The sequence below is a fragment of the Methanooceanicella nereidis genome, assembly GCF_021023085.1.
GTDB lineage: Archaea > Halobacteriota > Methanocellia > Methanocellales > Methanocellaceae > Methanooceanicella > Methanooceanicella nereidis.
This window is the reverse complement of the sequence record NZ_PGCK01000008.1, coordinates 23,186-44,200: the sequence shown is the minus strand read 5'-3', so window position 1 is coordinate 44,200 and position 21,015 is coordinate 23,186. Positions and strand designations below refer to the sequence as shown.

Annotated in this window: 19 protein-coding genes; 14 read left to right on the top strand and 5 right to left on the bottom strand. The window is 47.4% G+C overall.

Features of this window, described 5'->3' with window-relative positions; all coding sequences use genetic code 11:
- The first annotated feature begins 27 nt into the window (after positions 1-27).
- The 6 genes from CUJ83_RS15925 (at position 28) to CUJ83_RS10180 (ending at position 6,761) form a co-directional block, all read left to right on the top strand.
- A complete protein-coding gene (locus tag CUJ83_RS15925) occupies positions 28-270 on the top strand; it encodes a CRISPR-associated endonuclease Cas1 (RefSeq protein WP_369424160.1) in 243 nt (80 codons plus the stop codon).
- 168 nt (positions 271-438) lie between these two features.
- The gene (gene kaiC, locus CUJ83_RS10200) at positions 439-2,133 is read left to right on the top strand and encodes a circadian clock protein KaiC (protein WP_230742207.1); all 1,695 of its coding nucleotides are present in this window, start codon (positions 439-441) and stop codon (positions 2,131-2,133) included.
- Between the two features lie 32 nt (positions 2,134-2,165).
- On the top strand, positions 2,166-2,483 hold the full coding sequence (locus tag CUJ83_RS10195) for a circadian clock KaiB family protein (protein WP_230742206.1): 318 nt from the start codon (positions 2,166-2,168) through the stop codon (positions 2,481-2,483).
- Positions 2,484-2,556: 73 nt separating this feature from the next.
- Entirely contained in the window at positions 2,557-4,134 is a 1,578-nt protein-coding gene (locus CUJ83_RS10190) for a hybrid sensor histidine kinase/response regulator (protein ID WP_230742205.1), read from the top strand.
- Between the two features lie 476 nt (positions 4,135-4,610).
- Complete coding sequence (locus CUJ83_RS10185; RefSeq protein WP_230742204.1) at positions 4,611-5,468, top strand: CPBP family intramembrane glutamic endopeptidase; 858 nt, start codon at positions 4,611-4,613, stop codon at positions 5,466-5,468.
- A gap of 177 nt (positions 5,469-5,645) precedes the next feature.
- Positions 5,646-6,761: a hypothetical protein gene (locus CUJ83_RS10180; protein ID WP_230742203.1), complete on the top strand. Its 1,116-nt coding sequence runs from the start codon at positions 5,646-5,648 to the stop codon at positions 6,759-6,761.
- An 88-nt stretch (positions 6,762-6,849) separates the two neighbouring features.
- Here CUJ83_RS10180 and CUJ83_RS10175 read toward each other — a convergent pair whose 3' ends face one another.
- Positions 6,850-7,707, bottom strand: a complete 858-nt coding sequence (locus tag CUJ83_RS10175; protein WP_230742202.1) for a DUF6544 family protein — start codon at positions 7,705-7,707, stop codon at positions 6,850-6,852.
- 245 nt (positions 7,708-7,952) lie between these two features.
- Between CUJ83_RS10175 and CUJ83_RS10170 the strand changes: the two genes are divergently transcribed.
- The 4 genes from CUJ83_RS10170 (at position 7,953) to CUJ83_RS10155 (ending at position 12,747) form a co-directional block, all read left to right on the top strand.
- Positions 7,953-8,399: a GNAT family N-acetyltransferase gene (locus CUJ83_RS10170; RefSeq protein WP_230742201.1), complete on the top strand. Its 447-nt coding sequence runs from the start codon at positions 7,953-7,955 to the stop codon at positions 8,397-8,399.
- A 71-nt stretch (positions 8,400-8,470) separates the two neighbouring features.
- On the top strand, positions 8,471-8,971 hold the full coding sequence (locus CUJ83_RS10165; protein ID WP_230742200.1) for a methyltransferase family protein: 501 nt from the start codon (positions 8,471-8,473) through the stop codon (positions 8,969-8,971).
- Between the two features lie 126 nt (positions 8,972-9,097).
- On the top strand, positions 9,098-9,910 hold the full coding sequence (locus CUJ83_RS10160; protein ID WP_230742199.1) for an alpha/beta fold hydrolase: 813 nt from the start codon (positions 9,098-9,100) through the stop codon (positions 9,908-9,910).
- A gap of 242 nt (positions 9,911-10,152) precedes the next feature.
- Positions 10,153-12,747: an ATP-binding protein gene (locus CUJ83_RS10155; RefSeq protein ID WP_230742198.1), complete on the top strand. Its 2,595-nt coding sequence runs from the start codon at positions 10,153-10,155 to the stop codon at positions 12,745-12,747.
- Positions 12,748-12,770: 23 nt separating this feature from the next.
- On the opposite strand, the gene CUJ83_RS10150 is transcribed toward CUJ83_RS10155, so the two are convergent.
- Positions 12,771-13,313, bottom strand: a complete 543-nt coding sequence (locus CUJ83_RS10150) for a hypothetical protein (RefSeq protein WP_230742197.1) — start codon at positions 13,311-13,313, stop codon at positions 12,771-12,773.
- A 246-nt stretch (positions 13,314-13,559) separates the two neighbouring features.
- Here CUJ83_RS10150 and trxA point away from each other — a divergent pair, with 246 nt between their 5' ends.
- Complete coding sequence (gene trxA / locus CUJ83_RS10145; RefSeq protein ID WP_230742196.1) at positions 13,560-13,895, top strand: thioredoxin; 336 nt, start codon at positions 13,560-13,562, stop codon at positions 13,893-13,895.
- 1 nt (position 13,896) lies between these two features.
- Here trxA and CUJ83_RS10140 read toward each other — a convergent pair whose 3' ends face one another.
- Together CUJ83_RS10140 and CUJ83_RS10135 are read right to left on the bottom strand one after the other, a co-directional pair.
- On the bottom strand, positions 13,897-15,174 hold the full coding sequence (locus tag CUJ83_RS10140; protein WP_230742195.1) for a DNA topoisomerase IV subunit A: 1,278 nt from the start codon (positions 15,172-15,174) through the stop codon (positions 13,897-13,899).
- A 9-nt stretch (positions 15,175-15,183) separates the two neighbouring features.
- Positions 15,184-16,863: a DNA topoisomerase VI subunit B gene (locus tag CUJ83_RS10135; protein WP_230742194.1), complete on the bottom strand. Its 1,680-nt coding sequence runs from the start codon at positions 16,861-16,863 to the stop codon at positions 15,184-15,186.
- 1,142 nt (positions 16,864-18,005) lie between these two features.
- Here CUJ83_RS10135 and CUJ83_RS10130 point away from each other — a divergent pair.
- Positions 18,006-19,202 carry a glycosyltransferase gene (locus CUJ83_RS10130; protein WP_230742193.1) on the top strand — a complete coding sequence of 399 codons (1,197 nt, stop codon included), beginning with the start codon at positions 18,006-18,008 and terminating at the stop codon, positions 19,200-19,202.
- 15 nt (positions 19,203-19,217) lie between these two features.
- On the opposite strand, the gene CUJ83_RS10125 is transcribed toward CUJ83_RS10130, so the two are convergent.
- Positions 19,218-19,658, bottom strand: coding sequence for an Sjogren's syndrome/scleroderma autoantigen 1 family protein (locus CUJ83_RS10125; protein ID WP_230742192.1), 441 nt, complete (start codon positions 19,656-19,658; stop codon positions 19,218-19,220).
- A 102-nt stretch (positions 19,659-19,760) separates the two neighbouring features.
- On the opposite strand from CUJ83_RS10125, the gene CUJ83_RS10120 reads away from it, so the two are divergent.
- The gene (locus CUJ83_RS10120) at positions 19,761-20,264 is read left to right on the top strand and encodes a hypothetical protein (protein ID WP_230742191.1); all 504 of its coding nucleotides are present in this window, start codon (positions 19,761-19,763) and stop codon (positions 20,262-20,264) included.
- Positions 20,265-20,409: 145 nt separating this feature from the next.
- Positions 20,410-20,676, top strand: a complete 267-nt coding sequence (locus CUJ83_RS10115) for a stationary phase-response protein (protein ID WP_230742190.1) — start codon at positions 20,410-20,412, stop codon at positions 20,674-20,676.
- Positions 20,677-21,015: the final 339 nt, after the last annotated feature.

Below are 21,015 nucleotides of genomic sequence, written 5' to 3'. Positions count from 1 at the left end.
ATAAAAAGATCGTAAAAATTTCATGATCTGGGATGTTATATACTACTCCCACCAGTCTTTTTTGAACTACTGTTATGCTATCCTCGAATACCGGGTCGAAAAAAAATCATTACAGCAGGACTGTATCCCTGTGTCGGATACTTTCACAAGCTTGCCGGTGCTAAGATGCCTCTTGTCTATGATATAATGAAACTCTATAGACAGCTCATAGATCTGTCAACAATACCAATACTGGAAATAATGATGTTAAAAAAAGCTAAAATAGATTAGACTGGTCTGTCCTTGTTCCAAACTCATAAGGCGTTTTTCTATGTCGACCATCCGGTTAATCACTATGATTTCAAATATCCTTTATATTTTTCCCGAAGTTATTATGTATTTAGATAGTCATAAATTATTAAACCAAAATATTAACCTTATTTATTCAATGTGGTATATATGCCGAAAAGAGTTAGAGTCCCTGGCAAGATCGGGTTGTCGAAATCGCCCACGGGGATAAGTGGGTTTGACGATATAACGTATGGCGGGTTACCAAAAGGCCGGCCTACGCTTGTTGCAGGCGGTGCCGGTACTGGTAAGACGGTGTTCGCAATGGAGTTCATCGTACATGGCGCCCTGGAATATAACGAGCCGGGCGTTTATGTCACTTTTGAGGAGAACATCGGCGACCTAAAAAAGAACTTCGCTTCGCTCGGATATGACCTGGATATGCTTATCAATGATAAGAAGCTGGTCATCGATCACGTATTCGTCGAGCGGAGCCAGATCGAGGAGACGGGCGAATATAATCTTGAGGCGCTGTTCATTCGATTGGGGTATGCCATCGATTCCATCGGCGCTAAGCGTGTCGCCCTGGACACTATAGAGGTGCTATTTGCCGGCTTGAAGGATCAGGCTATCGTCCGTTCCGAGTTGCTTCGCTTATTCAGCTGGCTGAAAGACAGGGGTATCACGGCCATAGTGACTGGCGAGAAAGGCGAGCTTACCCTGACACGCTATGGCCTGGAAGAGTACGTTGCCGATTGTGTTATCTTGCTGGACTTCCGCGTGACCGAGCAGCTGGCAACAAGGCGTTTACGCATAGTGAAGTATCGTGGCAGTGCTCACGGCGCCGACGAGTATCCGTTCCTGATCGGTAAAGATGGCATTATAATCTTCCCCATCACATCGATCAAAACTGATTATGGGACATCGAAGGAACGAGTATCGACCGGCATCCCTCGCATGGACGGTATGTTGGGCGATAAGGGCTATTATCGCGGGAGCACCGTACTGGTCTCGGGCACGGCAGGCACCGGTAAGACCAGTATTGCGGCGCATTTTGTCGACGCAGCGTGCAGGCGCGGGGAGAAATGCCTGTACTTTGCCTTCGAAGAGACACAGGACCAGATCATCCGTAACATGGAGTCGGTAGGGCTTGACCTTGGTCAGTGGGTTAAAAAGGGATCGCTCAAATTCCACATTGCCCGCCCGGCTTTGTATGGCCTTGAGACACACCTCGTCATGATGGAGAACGATATCAAAAAGTACGATCCAGTGAACGTTGTCATAGACCCGATCACCGACTTCTCAGCGGTCGGCGGCGGAAGAGAGGTCAAGTCAATGCTCACCCGTCTCAACGACTTGATGAAGTCTCGCGGCATCACCACACTCTTCACCGATCTGATCAGGGGTGACATCCGCCCGGAGGGTCAGCAATTCTACATTACCTCGTTGATCGACACCTGGATACTGCTCCGTAACTTCGAGTATAACGGCGAGCGTAACCGGGGCATAACCGTTTTGAAATCCAGGGGCATGGCTCACTCCAACCAGATCAGAGAGTTTGTCATGACTGACGGGGGAATAGAGCTGATAGACCCGTATATCGGCCCTTCCGGCGTGCTCATGGGCAGTGCGAAGCTATCACAGGAGGCAAAGGACAACGCAACGCTGCTCGGTGTAAAACGTGACAATGAGCATAAGCGTAATGCTCTTGAGGAGAATCGCAAGGAACTTGAGGCGAAGATCGCGGCGCTAAAGGCCCAGTATAAGGTGGAAGAGGACAAGATCGTCAGGGATATCGAGCGGACGGAGCAAGACCTCGATATCATGTTGAAAGACAGCGAGCTAATGGCCCGAGTCCGGAAATAGGATTAAACTGTACATGTAAAGCTGGAGTTATCATGGTTAAAGTTACTAAGAAAAAGGAAGAGGCCGTGGGTGAAAAGGAATGGGAATTACGGCTATACGTGGCCGGAGAGACCCCCAAGACCAAAAAGACGATCGAGAACCTTAACAAGATCTGCGAGGAGCATTTAAAAGGCTGTTACCACATCGAGGTCATAGACCTCACAAAAAATCCGCAGCTCGCTGCCGGCGAGCAGATATTTGCGATCCCGACCCTGGTCAGAAAGCTTCCCGAGCCCATCAGGAAGATCATCGGGGACCTCTCCGCCACCGAAAAGGTGCTCGTGGGACTGGATATACATCCCAGAAAATAGCATAATGTAAGGCCTGAACTGGAAAGTATATAATATACATTAATATATTTGCGAGAATATTAGTGATATAATTATGATATCGGTACTACTCGTTGATAATCAGCCCGAATTCCCTGGGATCGTGAAAGGGCTTCTGGAGCATGGCGGGAATATCGAGGTTAACACGGCCGGCTCTGTCAAGATGGCCCTTGAACATTTAAAAGAAAAAACGTATGATGTGATAATCTCGAACTATGATATGCCCGGAACTGATGGTATCGAGTTTTTAAAGGCCTTGAGGTCGAGGGGGGATAATACGCCCTTCATTTTATACGCTAGCAGGGGTAGAGAGGACGCTATCGTAGAAGCCATGAAGAGCGGTGCGGAGTTCTTCCTGCAAAAGAGCGCTGATCCTGAAGCACAGTTCGCCGAGCTTAGATACATTGTGGAGGAGATAGCGAAACGCAAAAGGGCGGAGGATCTGCTTCGTCGGCGAGAGAAGGATTTCCATGCTATCGTTAATAAAAATGCCGATGCCATGGTTGTCCTCGACAAAAATGGCATCATTCGGTACGTTAATCCTGCTGCCGTATCTCTTTTTAACTTGTCCGGATCGGAATTGGTCGGCCAGATGCTCGGCTTCCCGGTCGTGCTCAAAGAGCCGGTCGAAATGTACGTCTTGCGCGGGTTCAAGGAGTTCGTGGCGGCGGAGATGCGCATGGTGGAGGTAGAGTGGGAAGACCGGCCTTCTTACCTGATATCCTTCAGGGACGTTACCGGACACGTCAAATACGAGGAAGAACTCAGCAAAGCGCGGAACGGGCTAGAAGTTAGAGTACAGGAGCGCACGCGGGAATTATTAACCGCCAACGAAAACCTGAGAAAAGAGATCGAGGAGAGGAAAGCAGCAGAGGAAGAACTACGGGTCGAGATCGAAGAGAGGGCGAGGATTGAAACTGAGCTGGAAGCATCGAAGAAACAAGCTGAATTTTATCTGGACCTGATGGGCCATGATATTAACAACCTGAACCAGATCGCCCTCGGATACCTGGAATTAGCCCAGGAGTCATCGGACATGGAAGAGATGATGATACTGACCCAGAAGCCATTAGAGGTAATAAGGAGCGTTTCCCAGATCATCCAGAACGTCAAAAAGCTCCAGCGGATGACAGTAGAGGAGAAGGAAAAGGAAGTTAAGACAGCGAATGCGGTCGACCTGTGTAGTATACTCTCCGAGCTGCAGTCCCAGTATTCGGGCAGGAAGGGCAAGGACGTCAAGATCCATCTGAAGGCTCCTCCACTGTGTTATGTCATGGCCAACGAGCTTATAAATGAGGTGTTCTCGAACCTCCTGGATAACGCCATAAAACACTCAAATCCGGACAAATCGGTAACCATCGACATTAAATTAAAGCCGATCAAAGAAAGTGGCAAGGAGTATTACATGTGTACGGTCGAGGATAACGGGCCTGGCATACCGGACTGGGTTAAAGATAAGATATTCATGCGTTTCCAGAGGGGTGCCACGAAGGCCCACGGTAAAGGCATTGGATTATACATTGTTAAGAAACTGGTGGAGGACTATCACGGTGACGTGTGGGTCGAAGACCGCGTGCCGGGGGATTATTCAAAGGGAGCCAGGTTCGTGGTCATGCTACCTGCAGTAAAGTGATCATTATCCATCTAGTTATAAGAAAAAAAGTCCTGAACGCCAGGATAACGACATATATGGGATCTTTTTCAATGTTATTAGATAAGGTATGAGTATTATGCAAAGTCTCGTGCCTCGACTATGATTTTTTAAAAAAAATTGGGATAGAAGACAAAATCCGGAGTTTTATATACTACCCTCCACCGGCCTTTTGTGGAGCTGATAATGGTTTGTATATATCCACGAATTATCCACGAATATTACATAGACCGCAAGTGTTAATCGCAGGCGCATGCCCGGAATTTTTACTAATGATGACTTTTTCTCTATGACTTTTTGATCGTTGCCCTTAAAAACGAAAATTTTCCTCAGACGATTAGATAAATCGAAAGAACTAAGATATAAATAGCGGCAGGAGTATCCTTTAATACTACATATTAATATGGCGACAAATCGCCAGCCCCAATATAGGTGGCTGAATATCGGGGAATGATCTGATGATCAAATTTTTGCGTACGCACACATTACTATTTTTCTTTCTCCTGACCTTTGCTCTCTCCTGGGCGATCTGGATCCCAATGGCTATGAACTACTATGGAATATTCCCTATCCGGATGGATCCCGGTTTTGTTATGGTCTTCAGGCTTTTCGGGACACTCGGCCCCGCAGTTTCTGCGATCCTGGTCTCGCTCCTTGTCGGCGGAAAGCCGGCAGTAAGGGCACTCCTGGGACAGATCGGCAGGTGGAGAGTTGGCTGGAAGTGGTACGCCGCGGCCGCCCTGGTATTTCCCTTACTATTGCTGGCCTCGGCCGGTATCTACAGCCTGGTCCCCGGAGCACAGCCGCTGCCCGTCGTCGAGGTTACCGCAGGCAGCCTTTTAGTGATCATGGTGATCATGACCATCAGCGTCATGGGAGAAGAGATCGGCTGGCGAGGTCTTGCCCTGCCGCTGCTGCAGCAGCGCTGGACGGCGTTCAACTCCAGCCTGATACTGGGAACGGTCTGGACGGTCTGGCATCTGCCTTTCTGGATGATATTGGGCGAGCTCGAGACTTTCGGCTGGGGCTACTGGCTGATGAGCTGGGCGTTCATCACCGCGGGAGCGATCTATATCACCTGGTTCATGAATAATACCGGCAACAGCCTGCTGATGGTGATCCTGTTCCACTGGTGTTACAACGTGCTGAGCGTGGGTTTCCTGCCGGTCAGCAGCGTGGTCCCCGCATATGCGATCCTGATCGTCCTGGCCTGGGCTGCGGCTATCACGGTATCGAGCCCGTTTGGGCAGAAATGGCTTGGGTGGAAGAAATATGGCGGTAAAATAAGTTTGCCCGGCATAACAACTGATAAATGATATATAATAATGGAACAGTAAAAACCGGGGACCGAATATATCAAATAACTTATTCTTTAATTTTTTAGGAAATTAAAGCGGCTGGAAATTTTCGCACAGCATATAAGATGTATTATAAATTTAGTTATTATTACGATAATTTTTATTTACTATTGATTTAATACCTAATCTTTTATCATGCGATCGCCCGGTATACAAAGGTCTGAAATCCTGTTATGCACACTTATCATAATTCTGCTGGCGGTCATTGTCAGCGGATGCGAGGAGTGGCTATGGGTCCTTGATGATGACGAGGACACGAACATAACGGTCACGCTAGTCATGGAAGTGAACGTTAAGGACCTTGATGGTAACCCTGTACCGGACGGGAGCGTGTTTTTCGTCACCGGTAAGATGAAGACGAGTGACGATGTCCCGGATAATGTCAAAAGGGCCCGTGCTATCACTGACCAGTCCGGTAAAGCTTTACAAGTAGAGACCTACACCATAGACCGTGGAGATGCGATATGGTATGGGGCGTCCACATATGCACTCGACGGGACACGAAACCTTTTCGGTTTTGGCACCACGCTCTTTGCGGATAACGACACTATATTCTATAGCGAAGTTGAGCCTTTGAGCAAGAACAAGAAGGCGACGGTGGCGAGAAGCGTCACGCTGTACAAACTCACTAACGAGAACCAGGTCATGAATTTTGTTTCTGAGCACATATTCGACATCATAGCGAATCCGCCGCAATTACCGCCGCTGTCGAGCGATGAGAGCCCAACGCCTACGGCGACGCCCATGCCGTCTGTCACACCTACTCCGACGCCTGTCCCCGGAAAAGGGTCTAACGCCAGGATAGACAGCTACGGTATGTCTTCCACTACCATAAAGAAGGGGGATAAGATATCCGCCTATATGGATATTACCAATACAGGCGAAGTGCCGATAAAGAACGTCCATATGGTAGGACAGATATTCGTCTATGACTCTAAGTCGCAAAAGTATGTCCTGTGGGAAAATAACCTGTTAAAGCTGGCCGGTATAGACCCTTCGAACATAAGACAGTCTTTTGAAGATATCAACATAGGGCCGGGACAGCAGTACCGGGCAGTGATTGAAAAGGAAGTGCCGAGAACTCACACCCAGAATGTCCCGATATTAGGCAATATTGAGGTGGATATACCCGATTCGCTCGTCACGGGAAAATACAGGATGATAGTGCGCGTGGAAGCTGAAGATGCCGGCGGCAAGATAATACCGCTGGGCATACGGAGCGCGGATTTCGAGATAGTGCCGGGAGGATGACCCCTGTCCCGGCATCAGGCCAGTCGTACAGCAACGAAATACAGATCATAAACGCCATTGATTTCAGCATTCATCCCGGCTTCTTATTTCAATATAATCTTTCACAGTTATACTTGACTTTCTTTATGTTGAACTTGCCATAACAGTAGTCCCCTTCCGGGAAATTCCATATGGCCTCCCCGTAGGATTGAAGCCTTATGCCGCCAAAGTCTTTATAGTCTCTCACGGGCGTCGACCAGCTCCCCTTTCTGGACTGGCCGTTCATCGGTATCATGAACCTGTCGTCCGAAATAAAATTTACGAGCTCTCCTTTTTCATTAAAGTATAGTACAGCGGACACCTTACATCCCATGTTCTCGAACATGGCTCTCGCAGTAAGCGGGTCGATCGTTTCCCACTGTATCCTCTTGTCGATAAGTGCGGCAGGCGCCATCAGGCACATGTCATTGAGCAGAGTTACCGTATCGCTTATCCTCATCTCCGGGCCGCGGGAATCAAGCACGGTGACCAGTCCGGCTATTTTTATATGCATGAACGCGTTTTCCTCAGTATATGAATGCAAGCCGAGGACCGGGACGCCGAACATGTTCATCTTAATATAGAACAGCCGGGCGGGGACATCGAAGAAATTATACTGAACGGCCTCGATGTTCGCCCAGTCTTTTTCCGGGTCGCCCTTCATCTGGCCGTCCAGGACAGCCCTGAAGTTATGGACCTTTTCTTTACCTACAACACCTGTATACCTGAGGTATTTTTGTACAGGCACTGGCAGATGCGCCATATCGTCTTCAGTCAGTATCTCTTGCTTTAAGCCCGCGGTGCTTTCGAGCCTTTTAGAAACCTCGGCCTTATATGTCCTTTCCAGGTCGCCTGACAGGTATACCAGGGAAAAGACAGCGGATGCTATTATGAGAAGTATTATAGCGATGAAGTATTGAGTCTCCATTTTTGTTCCTACATTAAGTTATAGGTAATATGTTACCTTTACAAAAGGTAATATGTTACATATTACTATATAAGCATTTCTATTAGGTAACATATTACCTATAAAACATGCGAGATATCCGGCAAAGAGGGAAGAGACGCCGGAAACCTTTATCATATTAATGAAAAAGAATATTTTAAGTAATTCGAAAAACTCTTACCTTAAACCTTTTTTAAGGTATGCCGCAATACTTGAAGGGAGACTATATGTCCGAAACGGTAAGGCTGATCCGCTATGACGAGCTTGATAAGTTACTGGACCTATACGGTAAACTACACCCGGAAGACCCTGAGGCCGGCGATGCTGATCTCCTGGAACAGCTCTGGCAGGATATTTACGAAGATGAAAATTTACATTATATAGTCGCCGAAAAAGACGGGGATATTGTCTCTTCATGTACCCTGGCGGTCATCAAGAACCTTACCAGAGACCTGCGGCCATACGGGATAATAGAGAACGTCATCACACACCCGGATCACAGGAAAATGGGTTACGGCACCAAAGTTTTACAAAAAGCGATCGAGATATCAAAAGAGAAAAATTGCTATAAGGTCATGCTCATGTCGGGGTCTAAGAATGAAGAGACCCTGAGGTTTTATGAAAATGCCGGGTTTGTAAGAGGAGTGAAAACAGGCTTTATCATAAATTTTTAACAAGCGTCAAAATCTAGCATAATTTAGGAGTGAGAATAGACCAGATGCCCGGATATAAAAGACCCCATCATATGAGCGCTATACTCATTCTACCATTTACGGTGACCGTAGCTATCCCGGCGATACTACTTTCGCTGACGGGCATTCCTGTTCCGCTCTGGGGGACGCCGTTCCCGATCGATCTGCTCGTACTTATTGCCGGGTTAACTCTGATACTGAGCGGGTCATTAATACTTTACATAACTATCCGTCTATTCGCCACGGTCGGAAAAGGGACGCTTGCACCATGGGAGCCGCCCAAAAAGCTCGTTGTCGAAGGTATATACCGGTATGTCCGTAATCCGATGATCACCGGCGTGTTCTCGATCCTGATAGGAGAGTCGTTATTGTGCGGGTCGATCGCGGTAATGATCTGGTCTATCATCGTTATCGCCATCAACCTCGTATATATTCCGTTGTTGGAAGAGCCCGGATTAGAAGACCGCTTTGGAGAGGAGTACCGTCGCTATAAGCAAAACGTTCCCCGGTGGATCCCTCGCATTAAACCATGGTACCCTTCTGCCGAACGATGAGTTTCTTACCTGGCATGATAAATTAAGAGCTATGATGAAATTGAGCGTATCTCCAAAATGTTTAATGGGCTTGAGCCACAATGGGAATAATAAATCGAACATACGATCAGGTCAGGGTAGCCATTTATGCCGAAGGTAAAGACGAACGATATAGACACGTATTATGAGATCGCCGGCAAAGGCCAGCCTATAGTGTTCATTCACGGCGGTTTCGTCGACCATGATATGTGGGCGCCGCAGGTCGAATATTTTTCCAGGAAGTACAAAGTCATCACCTATGACCTGAGAGGGCATGGTAAAACAGGCGGCTCAAAGAAAAAGAAATATTCAATCGAGTTGCTGGCAGACGATCTTAAAGCGCTGATCGACGCTCTCGCAATAGAAAAACCAGTCATATGCGGGCTATCCCTCGGCGGTATGGTCGCGCAGGCTTTCGCGGTAAAATATCCTGACAGCCTCGGCGCGCTGATACTCTCAGATACGGCCATCTCCACTGCGCTGACTGCGAACGATAAGATCCAGCTATATACGCTGGGATGGAGCATGCCACTGACGCTCCGTTTGATAGGCGCCAGGCGGTTTGTCGATTACAGTTTCTGGATGGCCAGGGTGACAAAAGGAGAGAGATGGTTCGGAACCGATGAGAAAGTCAGGGACTATGTAAGGCAAAAGATGAGCGAAATGGATAGCGATGAAATGGCAAAGATCTACGGCGCCATCCTGGGTTTCAGGCTTCTGGACCTGTCGTCCGTCAGGGCGCTGACGCTCATTACCAACGGGGAGTTCGAGTCGGAAAGCGTTCTTGCCCATTCTAAAAAAGCGAACGAGCTGATAAAAAATTCTACCATGATGACGATAGAAGGTGCGGGACATACTTCGAACATGGAGAATGCCGATGGATATAATAGAGCGTTAGAGCAGTTGCTGGACATATTGTAATACATAATTCAGTTTACATTTGTTTTAACACAATATCGCGCGTCGCTGAACATCAACTACCAGGAAGTTGATTTCCCTCTTTTAAGGAAAACCTGAAGTAAAAATTTCCCGCAATTTTTGGCATCTTTTCGACAATGCTGGAAAATCACGCATAGATTATGAACATCTGTTACAGGTTGGACAATTATCCAATATAATATATAAATCAATATATAAACAATAATATTTCAATTTGAATTTATGTGAATGTCAATTCCATCCGTATAAAGGCCATAATATTGTTGATAATAATAGGGTCAGTCCCCATTCTGGTCTTTGGAGTGCTTGCATACGAAAAGGCTGGCAGCTTTATCAACTATGAATTACAGACAGACAATCTTCGGCGTGCCAAGAGCATATCGTCGATCATAGGCCTGTTCACTGACGGGGCATGCACATCTATGGAAGTGCTCGCATGCAATTCAAATCTTGTCGAAGGGATACGACAAAATGACATTGAAGAGGTCAGGACAAAGATATCTAGCTTTTATAGCACTGAGCCCAGGTTTTCCCGTATATACTTAACAGATCCGAACGGGACCGTCATAGCAGGTTATCCGGCATCGAATGCCGACGGAATAAAGGATATTAATGCCGGGACTCTGGCTTTAATAAAAACGAACGGTCCATGGATGGGCAAGCCCATCATCGAGGGAAAAAATAATGTGACCGGCCTGGACATCGCTGTCCCGGTAAAGGATGAAAATAAGAACGTTATCGGGTTACTTATCGGCTCTCTGGACATAAATAAAGTATCCACACAGGTGAAATCGATAGGCCAGAGATATGAGACCGAGACGTACATAGTCGATGAAAGAGGACGCCCCATATATCACGATAATAAGACATACAAGAACGGCATCAGTGACCTGTCGTTTGACCCGGCCGTTAAAAGGGTGATCGGAGGAGAGAGCGGTAACATAAAGATCCCGGTATATGTCTACGGAAAAGAAAAATACGCTGCATATGCCTTTGAGCCCGGATCGAACTGGGGTGTTGTCGTAGAGTATGATGCTTCTTATGTAGACGGGCTTATCATGGGAGAGCTGGAAAAGTATATTCCGGCATTTCTGACAATGCTTTCTATAATTGCCGTTTTGGCCTATTTTGTGGGAAGTTCGGTAACAAAGCCTATAATGGATATGGCCGATGCGTGTGAAAAAATGGAAGCGAGAGGATGCAGGATCACACTCCCCGCAGACAGGAAAGATGAGATAGGAGCCCTTGCGTCATCCATCAACAGCATGTCCGAAGCCCTGATGAAAGAGCGCGAAGAGCTGTCAATAGAGAAGGAGCGCCTTGACGCCATACTCGCAAGCGCCGGAGAAAAGATCTGCATAGTGGATGGCAGTGACATTCTTTTGTGGGCTAACGACAGGATGAGAACGAGATACATTAGCAAAAAAGATATCGAGGGGCTAAAACTTGACGAGCTTATACAAAAAGTAGACCCCGGCCAGGAAGACATCATGCTGGAGGAAGGGGTCTTCAGGAATTATTATAAAGGCTCTGACATTAGAGGACGTAAGCGGATATTCGAAGCGACAATAGTGCCGTTAGGACATGTTTACGGGGCGGGCAGTAAATTGTTATCGCTGAGGGATGTCACGGAAAGGGACGCGATACTGAAGGTATCTACAATAATGGCCGGCGCCGCCAGCATGGATGAAATGCTCAACGAGTCTCTTAACATGCTGAAAGATATGTTGAACCTTCGTATGGCTGCCGTGTTCCTTGTGGATGAAAAAGAGAACGCGATAAGGATCAGGGCATATACCGGCATGGAAGAAAGGCACGCAAAAGCCATGGGATACCAGGAGATCGGACCTGACTCGAAAGTATCTGGCTATGCGGCATATATAAGACGGCCTGTCGTCGTCGGGGATATCAGGATACATCCTAGAAGAGTGCGCTCAAAAGACCTTATCGACTCGGGTCTCCTGTCCGTTGCGGCCTTCCCGTTAATAATAGGGGAAAAAGTCGTCGGAGTGCTCGATGCGGCCACAGAGAGGCTGAATGACTTTACGAGAGAGGACGTAAGGTTCCTGACCAGCTTCAGCGGCCAGCTTGCCATGACGGTGCAGAGAATGAGGTCTGAAGAAAAGCTCGAGAAGGAAAAGAATAACGCGGAGCTTTATGTCGACCTGATGAGCCATGACATCAATAATATGAACCAGTCGGCGGCAGGATTCTTAGAGATCGCGCTGATGCGTGCCGGATTGCCCGAAGATGCGAGACATATGCTTGAGAGCGCGCTGTCGTCGATCAAGAACAGCACCGTCCTGATAGAAAACGTAAGAAAGATCCAGCGGATCAGTTCCGGAGATAGCACGATGGAAAGGATGGACCTTAACAGCGTGATCCTTCAGGCTATCACTAATTCGCTTGCCCATCCCGAAAAAAAGGTCTCGGTCGATTTTAAGGAGAGGTTCAAAGCCCCGGTTATCGCTTCCCCGTTACTGGTGGATGTTTTCCTGAACATCATAGGGAACTCAATAAAATATTCGGGAATCGAGGTCGACATCAGGATAGACGTCGATATAAGCCAGATAGATGGTAAAGATTTTTATCGCGTATCCATCTGTGATAACGGTTACGGGATACCGGATGAGCTAAAGATTAAGCTTTTCCGAAGGTTCCAGCGGGGCAACCAGGCTATACGCGGCACAGGCCTCGGGCTTTATATCGTTCGAAAGGTGGTGGAGAGCTGCGGAGGATGGGTAGAGGTAAAGGATAGAATAAAGGGCGATCATACCAAAGGTGCGAGATTTGACGTGTATTTACCTGTGCCGCCTTAAAGCGGTAATGATTTATTAAAAAATTAAGTATAGAATAGCTGTTTTGTCTCAAGTATCTTTGTGCCGGCAGCGTCCATTGTGATGTCCCATGATAGGCCGGTGCCGACCCTCACTTTCCATGCGTCGTCTCCGTCCCGCTTCGTCTTTTCTATGCTTACGATGTCTTCCGGCTTGATCACGTATGTCATTGGCTGTCCGGCGATATTATAGTATGTCAACGACCTGCCGGTAAGTGTCCGGTTAATGTTCTCTTTCGGGTCTGCATAATTACTGCCGTTGCCTTTCATGAAAGTGAAGCTTTCGAATAGATCGCTCATCTTCTTCGGCCTTTTAGAGAAAATACTGGATCCGTTATCGCCGGGATCCATAAAAGCGATCGTTCCGGCATTTAACTTTTTTAAAGATCCCATCCATTCAAGCCCTGTATTATTTGTATTGTTCAGGGATAGGCCTTTCAAGGGCATATCCGACTTCATGTCAAACAGCGCCGCCGACGGGATCGCCATTATCATCATTGTGACTAAAACGGTCGAAAATATTGTGAATGCTCCTGCGGTTCTACCCATAATACCCCGGTTATATCAAACAGGAGCGAAAATAAAAATGTGATGCGATTTAGATGCAAAAAATCCGGATTCGCATAAAAATAATACTGGAAAAAAATTTTAAAGATTCATATTTTAAGACCGGTTTATTTTTCATGCGAGTAATGCAGGGCGAAAATTTTTAACGCAAATTGTCCTTGTTTTACATGTTTAGAAGCCAAATTCTATAAATAATAACGTGATATTTAGTGTATAGGAGTTGTTAAAATGGCTGAAACGTCACAATATGTTAAAGAAGCCACTGACTCTGATTTTGATCAGATCATAAAAGGCAATCATATAGTTCTCGTTGATTGCTGGGCGCCATGGTGCGGGCCGTGCAGGATACTTGCCCCGACCATCGAGGCCCTTGCCAAGGATTATGGAGACAAGGTAGCTTTCTATAAATTGAATACGGATGAGAACCCGAGAGTCTCGAACGATTTCAGGATCAGGAGCATACCGACCATCTTCATATTCGTAGACGGTAAGCTCGCCGACACCATCATAGGCGCGGTCCCGAGACAGTACATCGAAGGAAAGCTAAAGCCTCTGTTATCGTAGATCATACGATAACACCCAATTTTTCTTTTAATTTACTTCTCAGGTATTTCTTATAGAACTCTTTCTTCTTCAGCGGAGAGCCTGCCGCCGTTCCCAGAGCCTCGAGTTCCGTCTTTTTACCGTTCTTTACGAACCAGGAGTTCTCATTCTTCCAGTAATCATCCTGCATGTACGGAAGCGACAAATTATTCTGTGCCCGCTGCTGGTCGTTCTTGCTCAGAGGCTCCTGCACGCTCTTCCATACGTCTTTCAGCCAGGTGTTGACATCTGATGACTCGATGCCTATGAACGCCGCTTTATGCGCGTGCAGCCCGGTAAGGTGCGCCGCGTTGATACTGCCGCTTATCACCGATTTAGCGATCATGCCGGACCACGGCGAAAAGTCGGTGAGCACACCTATCGGGATGTCTTTTTCCGATAGGAGTTTTATGAGAGCGCGGCACCCTCTGGCAGGCTGGCCTCCCAGGTGTATAAGCCCTATACCGAGCTCGTCGGCCACCTTCAGCTTTTTCAGGTCCATGAAGACACCGGTCTTCTCGATCGGTATTATGGCTTTTACATTGTGCGATCTTATCTCCCACTGCCCCGCAAGGCCGGTTATGCTCTGTTCTCTTGGTATGCACCGGAATTTCTTGCCTTCCTCGTCGATGATAGTGATATCGCCGTATATCAGGCCCTTCGGGTCAGCGATGACGTTAAGGTTCTCGCGCTGCTTTCTGATGATACGCTCCAGCGTGTCTATGAGCCGGTCGCTCTCGCTCTGCCCGGCGATATCCATCCACGGGTATTTCTGGAACTGGTTCTTTAGCATGTAGTAGCAGTCCCTCTTCGTGGATACCGAGTTTGCGGCAATTGTCTCTATTATATGGTTGACCAGGAACTGGAGCTTCGCTATGGACACAGCCTGGTCGATACTGGAAGTGGTCATCGAGACCGTCTCGCCGGAAGTGTTGTAACCTTCTATGTCGTCATACTCTACGGAGGACCGGTCTACCCTTAAAGCCTTGAACGTGTAAGGCAGGGCATTTTCAACCCTGATCATGGCACCGAGGCAGTATGCCGACAGTATCATTATCGACTTTTCCTGGTCGACTGTAAGCCTCTTTTCTTTAAGGATGTTCATCGCCATCTTCATCGTAGAGTGATCGTCGGCTTTCTTTGAGAGCTTTTGAAGCATCTTCACGAACTCCGGGCGGTCCGTGGCGTCCACTATTTCATATATCTCTTCGAAATCATCGGTGATCGCCGCGGTCTCTATTCTCTGGTACAGGTCTGACATTTTTCTCGATCACTCCGCTGCCGCAGCCTCAGCGCTTGACCTCATCGCTCTTCTGTCCGGCTGTTCCTGATCCTTTTTTCCTGTCGATCCGTTGAACACGTCAAGATGATAACGCTGAAGCACCTCGTCAAGCGACTCGTCGAAGCCGAAGGCTTCCGCATAGCCCCTGTTCGCTATTTTTCTGCCGGCATACCGGTTTAGCTGGCCCAGCAGCAATGAATGTATGATCGCCTTTCTTTTACCCCGGATCAGGTCTTCCTCCGCTCTCTTCACCTGCCTGATATGCCGGGATATCTTACGCCCGCACTCCTGTATCGCCAGTCTTATCTCTTCGTAGTACTCGTCGACCGGCTTGATGGCCTCCTTGCTTTCGCTGGTATACGGTATGTTGACGCCTGCGACGTGAACGAAGAGATGGGATGAGCTTTCGGGGGATATTTCATATCTCGACAGCCCGGCATCCCTCGCCGCTTTCATGATAACGTCTCCCGACCCTGAGAAAAGGAGGGGGACCCGGTTGACGAACCTGTGAACATATACTCCAGTGACCGGATCAAGGCTGCTCGTATCGTTGCCAATGTTCTCCTGACACCCGTACGCTATTATCACCTCGACCAGGAACGGCTGTCCCCTCATTGCCGCGGGCTTTCTGGTCACTGCCTCTATAAATCTGGGGCGCAGCCTGCTGACGACACCTTTTACAAGCGTTTCCTCCCCTACAGGCGATAAGCACACGGCTGACGGAGGAGGTAATTTAGCGTCCCTCATTGCTTCCATGAGGTATGCCACCTCAGACTTTTCCAGGTCCTGCACGTGTTTTTTCACATCGATGGAGCCCTTGCATCTTCCGATGACATCTTTGACGATGTCCTGGCGCATCTGGTCGAACTCGCCCTTCAGGAATTCAGGTAGCCGGGAATATCTGCTCTGCAAGGCGATCTTCTTCAGTATATCATAGTCGACGCCCATGGGATGAGGCTTTGTTTCCACTGGCTGTGAAGGCAGTTCATCTGTGCGCCTCTCGATCTCTATGCGATCTTCAGGCGAGATGCCGTCAAAATGAATTGTAAGATGAGTATTAATGGCCGCAGTAAGCTCGATGTATTCGACGATCTTTGACGAGTTCTGCGCCTCGAGCACGACGCTGACCTCCACTCCGGTCCACCCGCCGGCTTTCTCTTTATAGGTATTGTGGACAATAGCCCTGTTATGCGCTACGTCGACAGAGATCTCATACACTGTCGCGGTCTTTCCGCTGGTCGAAGATCTTACTATTGTATGCTCCCCTGTCTTTAACTGAGATATTAAAACAACGGCAGAGACCCCTATGCCTTGCTGCCCGCGTGATTGTTTTCTGACGCCGAACTTGCTGCCATAAAGGAGCTTCCCGAAAACGTAGGGTATGTTCTTCGGAGGTATCCCCGGACCGTTATCCCTGACCACAAGCCGGTATCTTTTTAGCTTACCCTTTTCATCGATGTTCTTCAGGTCTATCCAGACCTCGGGCAATATGCCTGCCGATTCGCACGCGTCCAAAGAATTAGTGATAAGCTCATGAATGGACATTGGAAGCATCTTAATGGAGCTTTCAAAGCCGACAAGATGCGGGTTCGCTGCGATAAATTCGCTGAACGATATTTCTTTCATTTCTCTGGCCATTTCGGCGGCCGTTCGTTTTTTCACTACCATATTATTGATTATTTTACAGATACAGGTATTATTATAAAACGTTAGTGCTTTCTGAAAGTATTATTTGGCCATATCCGTAGAACAGAGCACGGTTTTAAGGTTCTAAGCGGTAAGTCTTGGTAATTCATTGATTTTATCTTCTTTTTCACCACGAAATCTTTGATGAGCGGGGTCTTGCTCAGGTTTTAAGAATGAAAGTACGTGTCTTACTAAATGGTCTTTGAGATGAAGTTTTTATGGTTGTGCCTGTCGGATGGCAGGTAGGCACGTAACCTCACAGAAACACGGAAACACAAAATTTTTTTAGAATTTAAGGTCACGAAAAGCACTAAGAATTTACTCACCAAACCACAAAGGGCTCAAGTATCACCGTCAACGCACCAACAGCCCAAACGCCCGGCTCAACGCACCAACCTCTCTAAGTCACCAACGCTAAAACAAGACACGAACATTCCCCAAATCACAAAAGTTCAATATCCCGGTTTGTGTTCCCCTTGACCTATAGCAGTGATATATTTGTCGTGTAAGCGTCAACCGTGCAGTTAAAATTTAGTGTTTTTGGAGAATGTTCGGGGTCTTGTTTTAGCGTTAGTGACTTAGAGCACTTCGAGCATTAAGCCGTGCATTAGAGACTTTAGTGCGTTGACGGTGATACTAGAGCCATTTGTGGTTTGGTGAGAGAACCTTTGGGTTTTCGTGACCTTAAAAAATCATATAAAAAAATTTTTGTGTTTCCGTGTTTCTGTGAGGTTACGTGCCTGCCTGCCATCCGACAGGCACAATGGCAGAACATCGATCCCATAATAGATGTTACATGCAAGTCTTTACAGAGACCATCAAAAAGTCTTTCATGGGAGCGCACAACGGCGACAAAGGGACACAAATGACTTTTTTAGAAGGTTATCATATACTTAAAAAAAATTGTATACCTTTTTCGCCTTCGTGTGCTTCGCGGTTAACAGTTTAGTGTACCTTCGTCGCCTTTGTGGTGGACTTGATCTTAAGATGAACTGATATATTAAAGAGTTCAGGAAACGGAGTACTCGCGTTCGAATTCGTGGAGTTTTATAAATCTGGAGCTTGCATAATAAAAAAACAACGATATTATCACTTATTAGCTTGAATGCAAAGGATTAAAGCAGTTGAGAGCGTGCTATCGTACGGTCATGAGGGATAGCATGAGAATAGCGGTATTTACGGACACTTTTTTCCCCCAGGTCAACGGGGTCGTAAACGCTGTAAGGAACTTTAATAAGACGCTGACCAAAAAAGGGCATGAGATCCAAGTCTTCACCTCCGGAAAAAAGCCCGGCGTGTCTACGCTGGACGGCGCTGAGATACACAGGTACAGAGCATTCACTTTCATTCCATATCCGGAGTTCGAGTATTCGATCGATTTCATCAACCCCACCGGTGACGCGCTTAAGTTCAAGCCGGAAATAGTACATGCGCATACGCCTTTTATCATGGGGTTCTGTGCATGGAGGACCGCTAAAAAATTAAAATCGCCTCTTGTCGGCACTTTCCATACGCCCATAGACGGGTATGTGATGTATATCGCAAAGCGTTCTAAACTTTTACAAAAGATACTGGGCAAGATCGCAAAAACCTACCAGGACTGGTTCTACAACAAATGCGACGTCATTGTCGTGCCGGCGAGATCGGCCGCGATATACATTGACATCAAGGGCAAGGAAATATTCCCGGTGTCTAACGGCGTCGACCTGTCGCGATATGGCCCTGAAGGAAGACAGGAGTTCCGGGACAGATACGGCCTTGGGAACGGACCCGTCATACTGCACGGAGGCAGGCTGAGCTTTGAAAAGCGCATAGACTATGTCATCAAGGCAATGCCCATAATACTAAAAAACGTGCCTGACGCTAAGCTTCTGATAGTTGGCAGCGGCCCGGCCAGAAAGTCCCTTGAGCAGACAGCAGAGGAACGCGGTGTGGAGTCCTCCGTAGTGTTTACGGGATACATTAGCGATGAGGAGTTCCCAAAAGCCTTCGCTGCTGCAGACGTCCTCGCGTTGAACTCTCCGGTGGAGACCCAGTCGCTGATAGTCATCGAGGCCCTTGCCACAGGCATCCCGGTCGTCGGTGCGGACGCCGGCGCTATACCTGACGCGGTCGTTCCCGGCGTGAACGGATACCTATTCAAGCCGGACGACATCGAAGCCATGGCAGGCCACATTATAACGATACTGTCCGATGACGGGCTCCGGATGAAACTGAAGCAGGGAGCGATAAAAACGGCGTCCGAGCACTCGCTTGAGAATTGCGCCGGCAGGCTTATGGAAGTATACGAGTTCGCCCTGAAGAAAAAAGATAAAAAATAAAATATTGAAAAAGGCCTATCTGGACAGGCCTCTTAATTCACGCAGGACTCGCATGGATGTCTCAAGTATATCGAGGTACATCTGGATCTTGTCCGGGTACTCTTCCCTTGCCAGCCTGGCCGTGATGTCATTGATCTTTGAGATTATTACAGCCTCGATGTTCTCCTCTTCCAGCTCATCGTACTTGATGACCAGGCTCACGCGCTTCTCGGGGAGCTCGATCATACGATTGCTTTTTACAGCCTCGAGCGACGGCTGAGGCGTCAGCGCAGGCTTTGTCTCCACCGGCACTGCCAGCTTTGTAGATGTTTCCTCTTCTTTTTTAGAGTCGCACACAGGACATAATATCTTACCCTTATACTTGAACAGCGGGGCTCCGCAATCACAGTGCTTCGCGAGCATCGTCCCGCCGCGCTCCAGCATCTTCGTTATCTTTTCAAGGTCTTCCTCTGCCATATTATGAATAGGTTAGGTACTATTCAGATAAACTTTTCTATAAATGCCGGGCGCAATAATGGGAAGCTTCATAAGGGTTAAAACCAATCTCAGTTCGTTTGTATGAGGAATCAACTGGATAGGATACTGGCAGACAGGGCTCAACGGATTTTGAGGTTTGAGCTTGTGTTCACTATGATGTCACTGTTATTCACGGTCATATTCCTGGCGTCTTCGGTGTATTTTGAGACATCCTACAGGCTGAGCCCGTACTCTTTCCTGATAGCGGTCGTAAGCTTCTTACCGGCACTGGTCTTCTTCGGCGTTCTTTATTCAAGGTTCAGGGAGACATTCAAGTACAGGGCTATGTCGGGAAGGCAGGGGTCGTGGAGTAAGCTGATGACGGCGATCTCATTCGTTTTTGTGGCGGTCGCATCACTTTTAGCTTACACGTTCTGTTTCGGCCAGTTCGGCATCAGCATGCCGTGGCACGGTGCGGGCAGGGAGTACCTTTATGTCAGCTATTTTCTCCTGGCCGAGGCCGCATTGTTCCTGGGCAGAGGCATAGCGTATTATATGAACCTTAAAAAACATATGATAATGTCTCTGGAAAATTTCAAGAGATAAGTTTTATATCAGGATACACTAATAATAGATAAGAGTATAAACATACCAAGAGTAAGTCCGGATTGACCGAAATTTTTCTATAATATTATATATAGAAATCGTACATCTGATTTTACATCGATCAAACGGTTAAAAAGGTGATATAATGTCAAATGCTGACACCGTAATAAAACAATGCGTGGACGTCCTGTCCAGGATCAAGGACGACGACACCGTCCCGCGCAACATCAGAAGAAGCGCGGATAACGTTAAAAATATACTGCTCAACACAAGCGAGACCCCTGCCGTAAGGGCAGCGTCGAGCATATCGATACTTGATGAGATATCGAACGATCCCAACATACCGCTGCACACCAGGACTCTCATCTGGAACATAGCGAGCCAGCTTGAGACCATATCCGTGGAAGGGTAAATAACGGGTATTTTTTGCTCTAAACAGAGCATTTTACCCCTTTATTTCCGGTGGAAAAGAAATTACTTTTAAAAAGTCTACAATGGCCAGCTGAGGCTATGTTAAGCCTCCGGGCCTCATTTTTCATGCCAGACAGGGCGATAATGATCATGAAGGCAGTGCATCATGTCTGCGCACAGCATAATAACATCTCCTTCATGACCAATGATGATCATACCCATCCTGGACCCGATGGTATATATCGCTTAATATCGCCTTAATTCATTCAGAGTTTTAAAGATCGGGGCCAACATGCCGTTCGGTAATTATCGCTTTTTTTTCGATATTAATTATATAATA

Bases quoted from the DNA above. Each gene is read 5' to 3' on its own strand.
- kaiC (WP_230742207.1), top strand. From the start codon at position 439: ATGCCGAAAAGAGTTAGAGTCCCTGGCAAGATCGGGTTGTCGAAATCG.
- CUJ83_RS10195 (WP_230742206.1), top strand. From the start codon at position 2,166: ATGGTTAAAGTTACTAAGAAAAAGGAAGAGGCCGTGGGTGAAAAGGAA.
- CUJ83_RS10190 (WP_230742205.1), top strand. From the start codon at position 2,557: ATGATATCGGTACTACTCGTTGATAATCAGCCCGAATTCCCTGGGATC.
- CUJ83_RS10185 (WP_230742204.1), top strand. From the start codon at position 4,611: ATGATCAAATTTTTGCGTACGCACACATTACTATTTTTCTTTCTCCTG.
- CUJ83_RS10180 (WP_230742203.1), top strand. From the start codon at position 5,646: ATGCGATCGCCCGGTATACAAAGGTCTGAAATCCTGTTATGCACACTT.
- CUJ83_RS10175 (WP_230742202.1), bottom strand. From the start codon at position 7,707: ATGGAGACTCAATACTTCATCGCTATAATACTTCTCATAATAGCATCC.
- CUJ83_RS10170 (WP_230742201.1), top strand. From the start codon at position 7,953: ATGTCCGAAACGGTAAGGCTGATCCGCTATGACGAGCTTGATAAGTTA.
- CUJ83_RS10165 (WP_230742200.1), top strand. From the start codon at position 8,471: ATGAGCGCTATACTCATTCTACCATTTACGGTGACCGTAGCTATCCCG.
- CUJ83_RS10160 (WP_230742199.1), top strand. From the start codon at position 9,098: ATGCCGAAGGTAAAGACGAACGATATAGACACGTATTATGAGATCGCC.
- CUJ83_RS10150 (WP_230742197.1), bottom strand. From the start codon at position 13,313: ATGGGTAGAACCGCAGGAGCATTCACAATATTTTCGACCGTTTTAGTC.
- trxA (WP_230742196.1), top strand. From the start codon at position 13,560: ATGGCTGAAACGTCACAATATGTTAAAGAAGCCACTGACTCTGATTTT.
- CUJ83_RS10140 (WP_230742195.1), bottom strand. From the start codon at position 15,174: ATGTCAGACCTGTACCAGAGAATAGAGACCGCGGCGATCACCGATGAT.
- CUJ83_RS10135 (WP_230742194.1), bottom strand. From the start codon at position 16,863: ATGGTAGTGAAAAAACGAACGGCCGCCGAAATGGCCAGAGAAATGAAA.
- CUJ83_RS10125 (WP_230742192.1), bottom strand. From the start codon at position 19,658: ATGGCAGAGGAAGACCTTGAAAAGATAACGAAGATGCTGGAGCGCGGC.
- CUJ83_RS10120 (WP_230742191.1), top strand. From the start codon at position 19,761: ATGAGGAATCAACTGGATAGGATACTGGCAGACAGGGCTCAACGGATT.
- CUJ83_RS10115 (WP_230742190.1), top strand. From the start codon at position 20,410: ATGTCAAATGCTGACACCGTAATAAAACAATGCGTGGACGTCCTGTCC.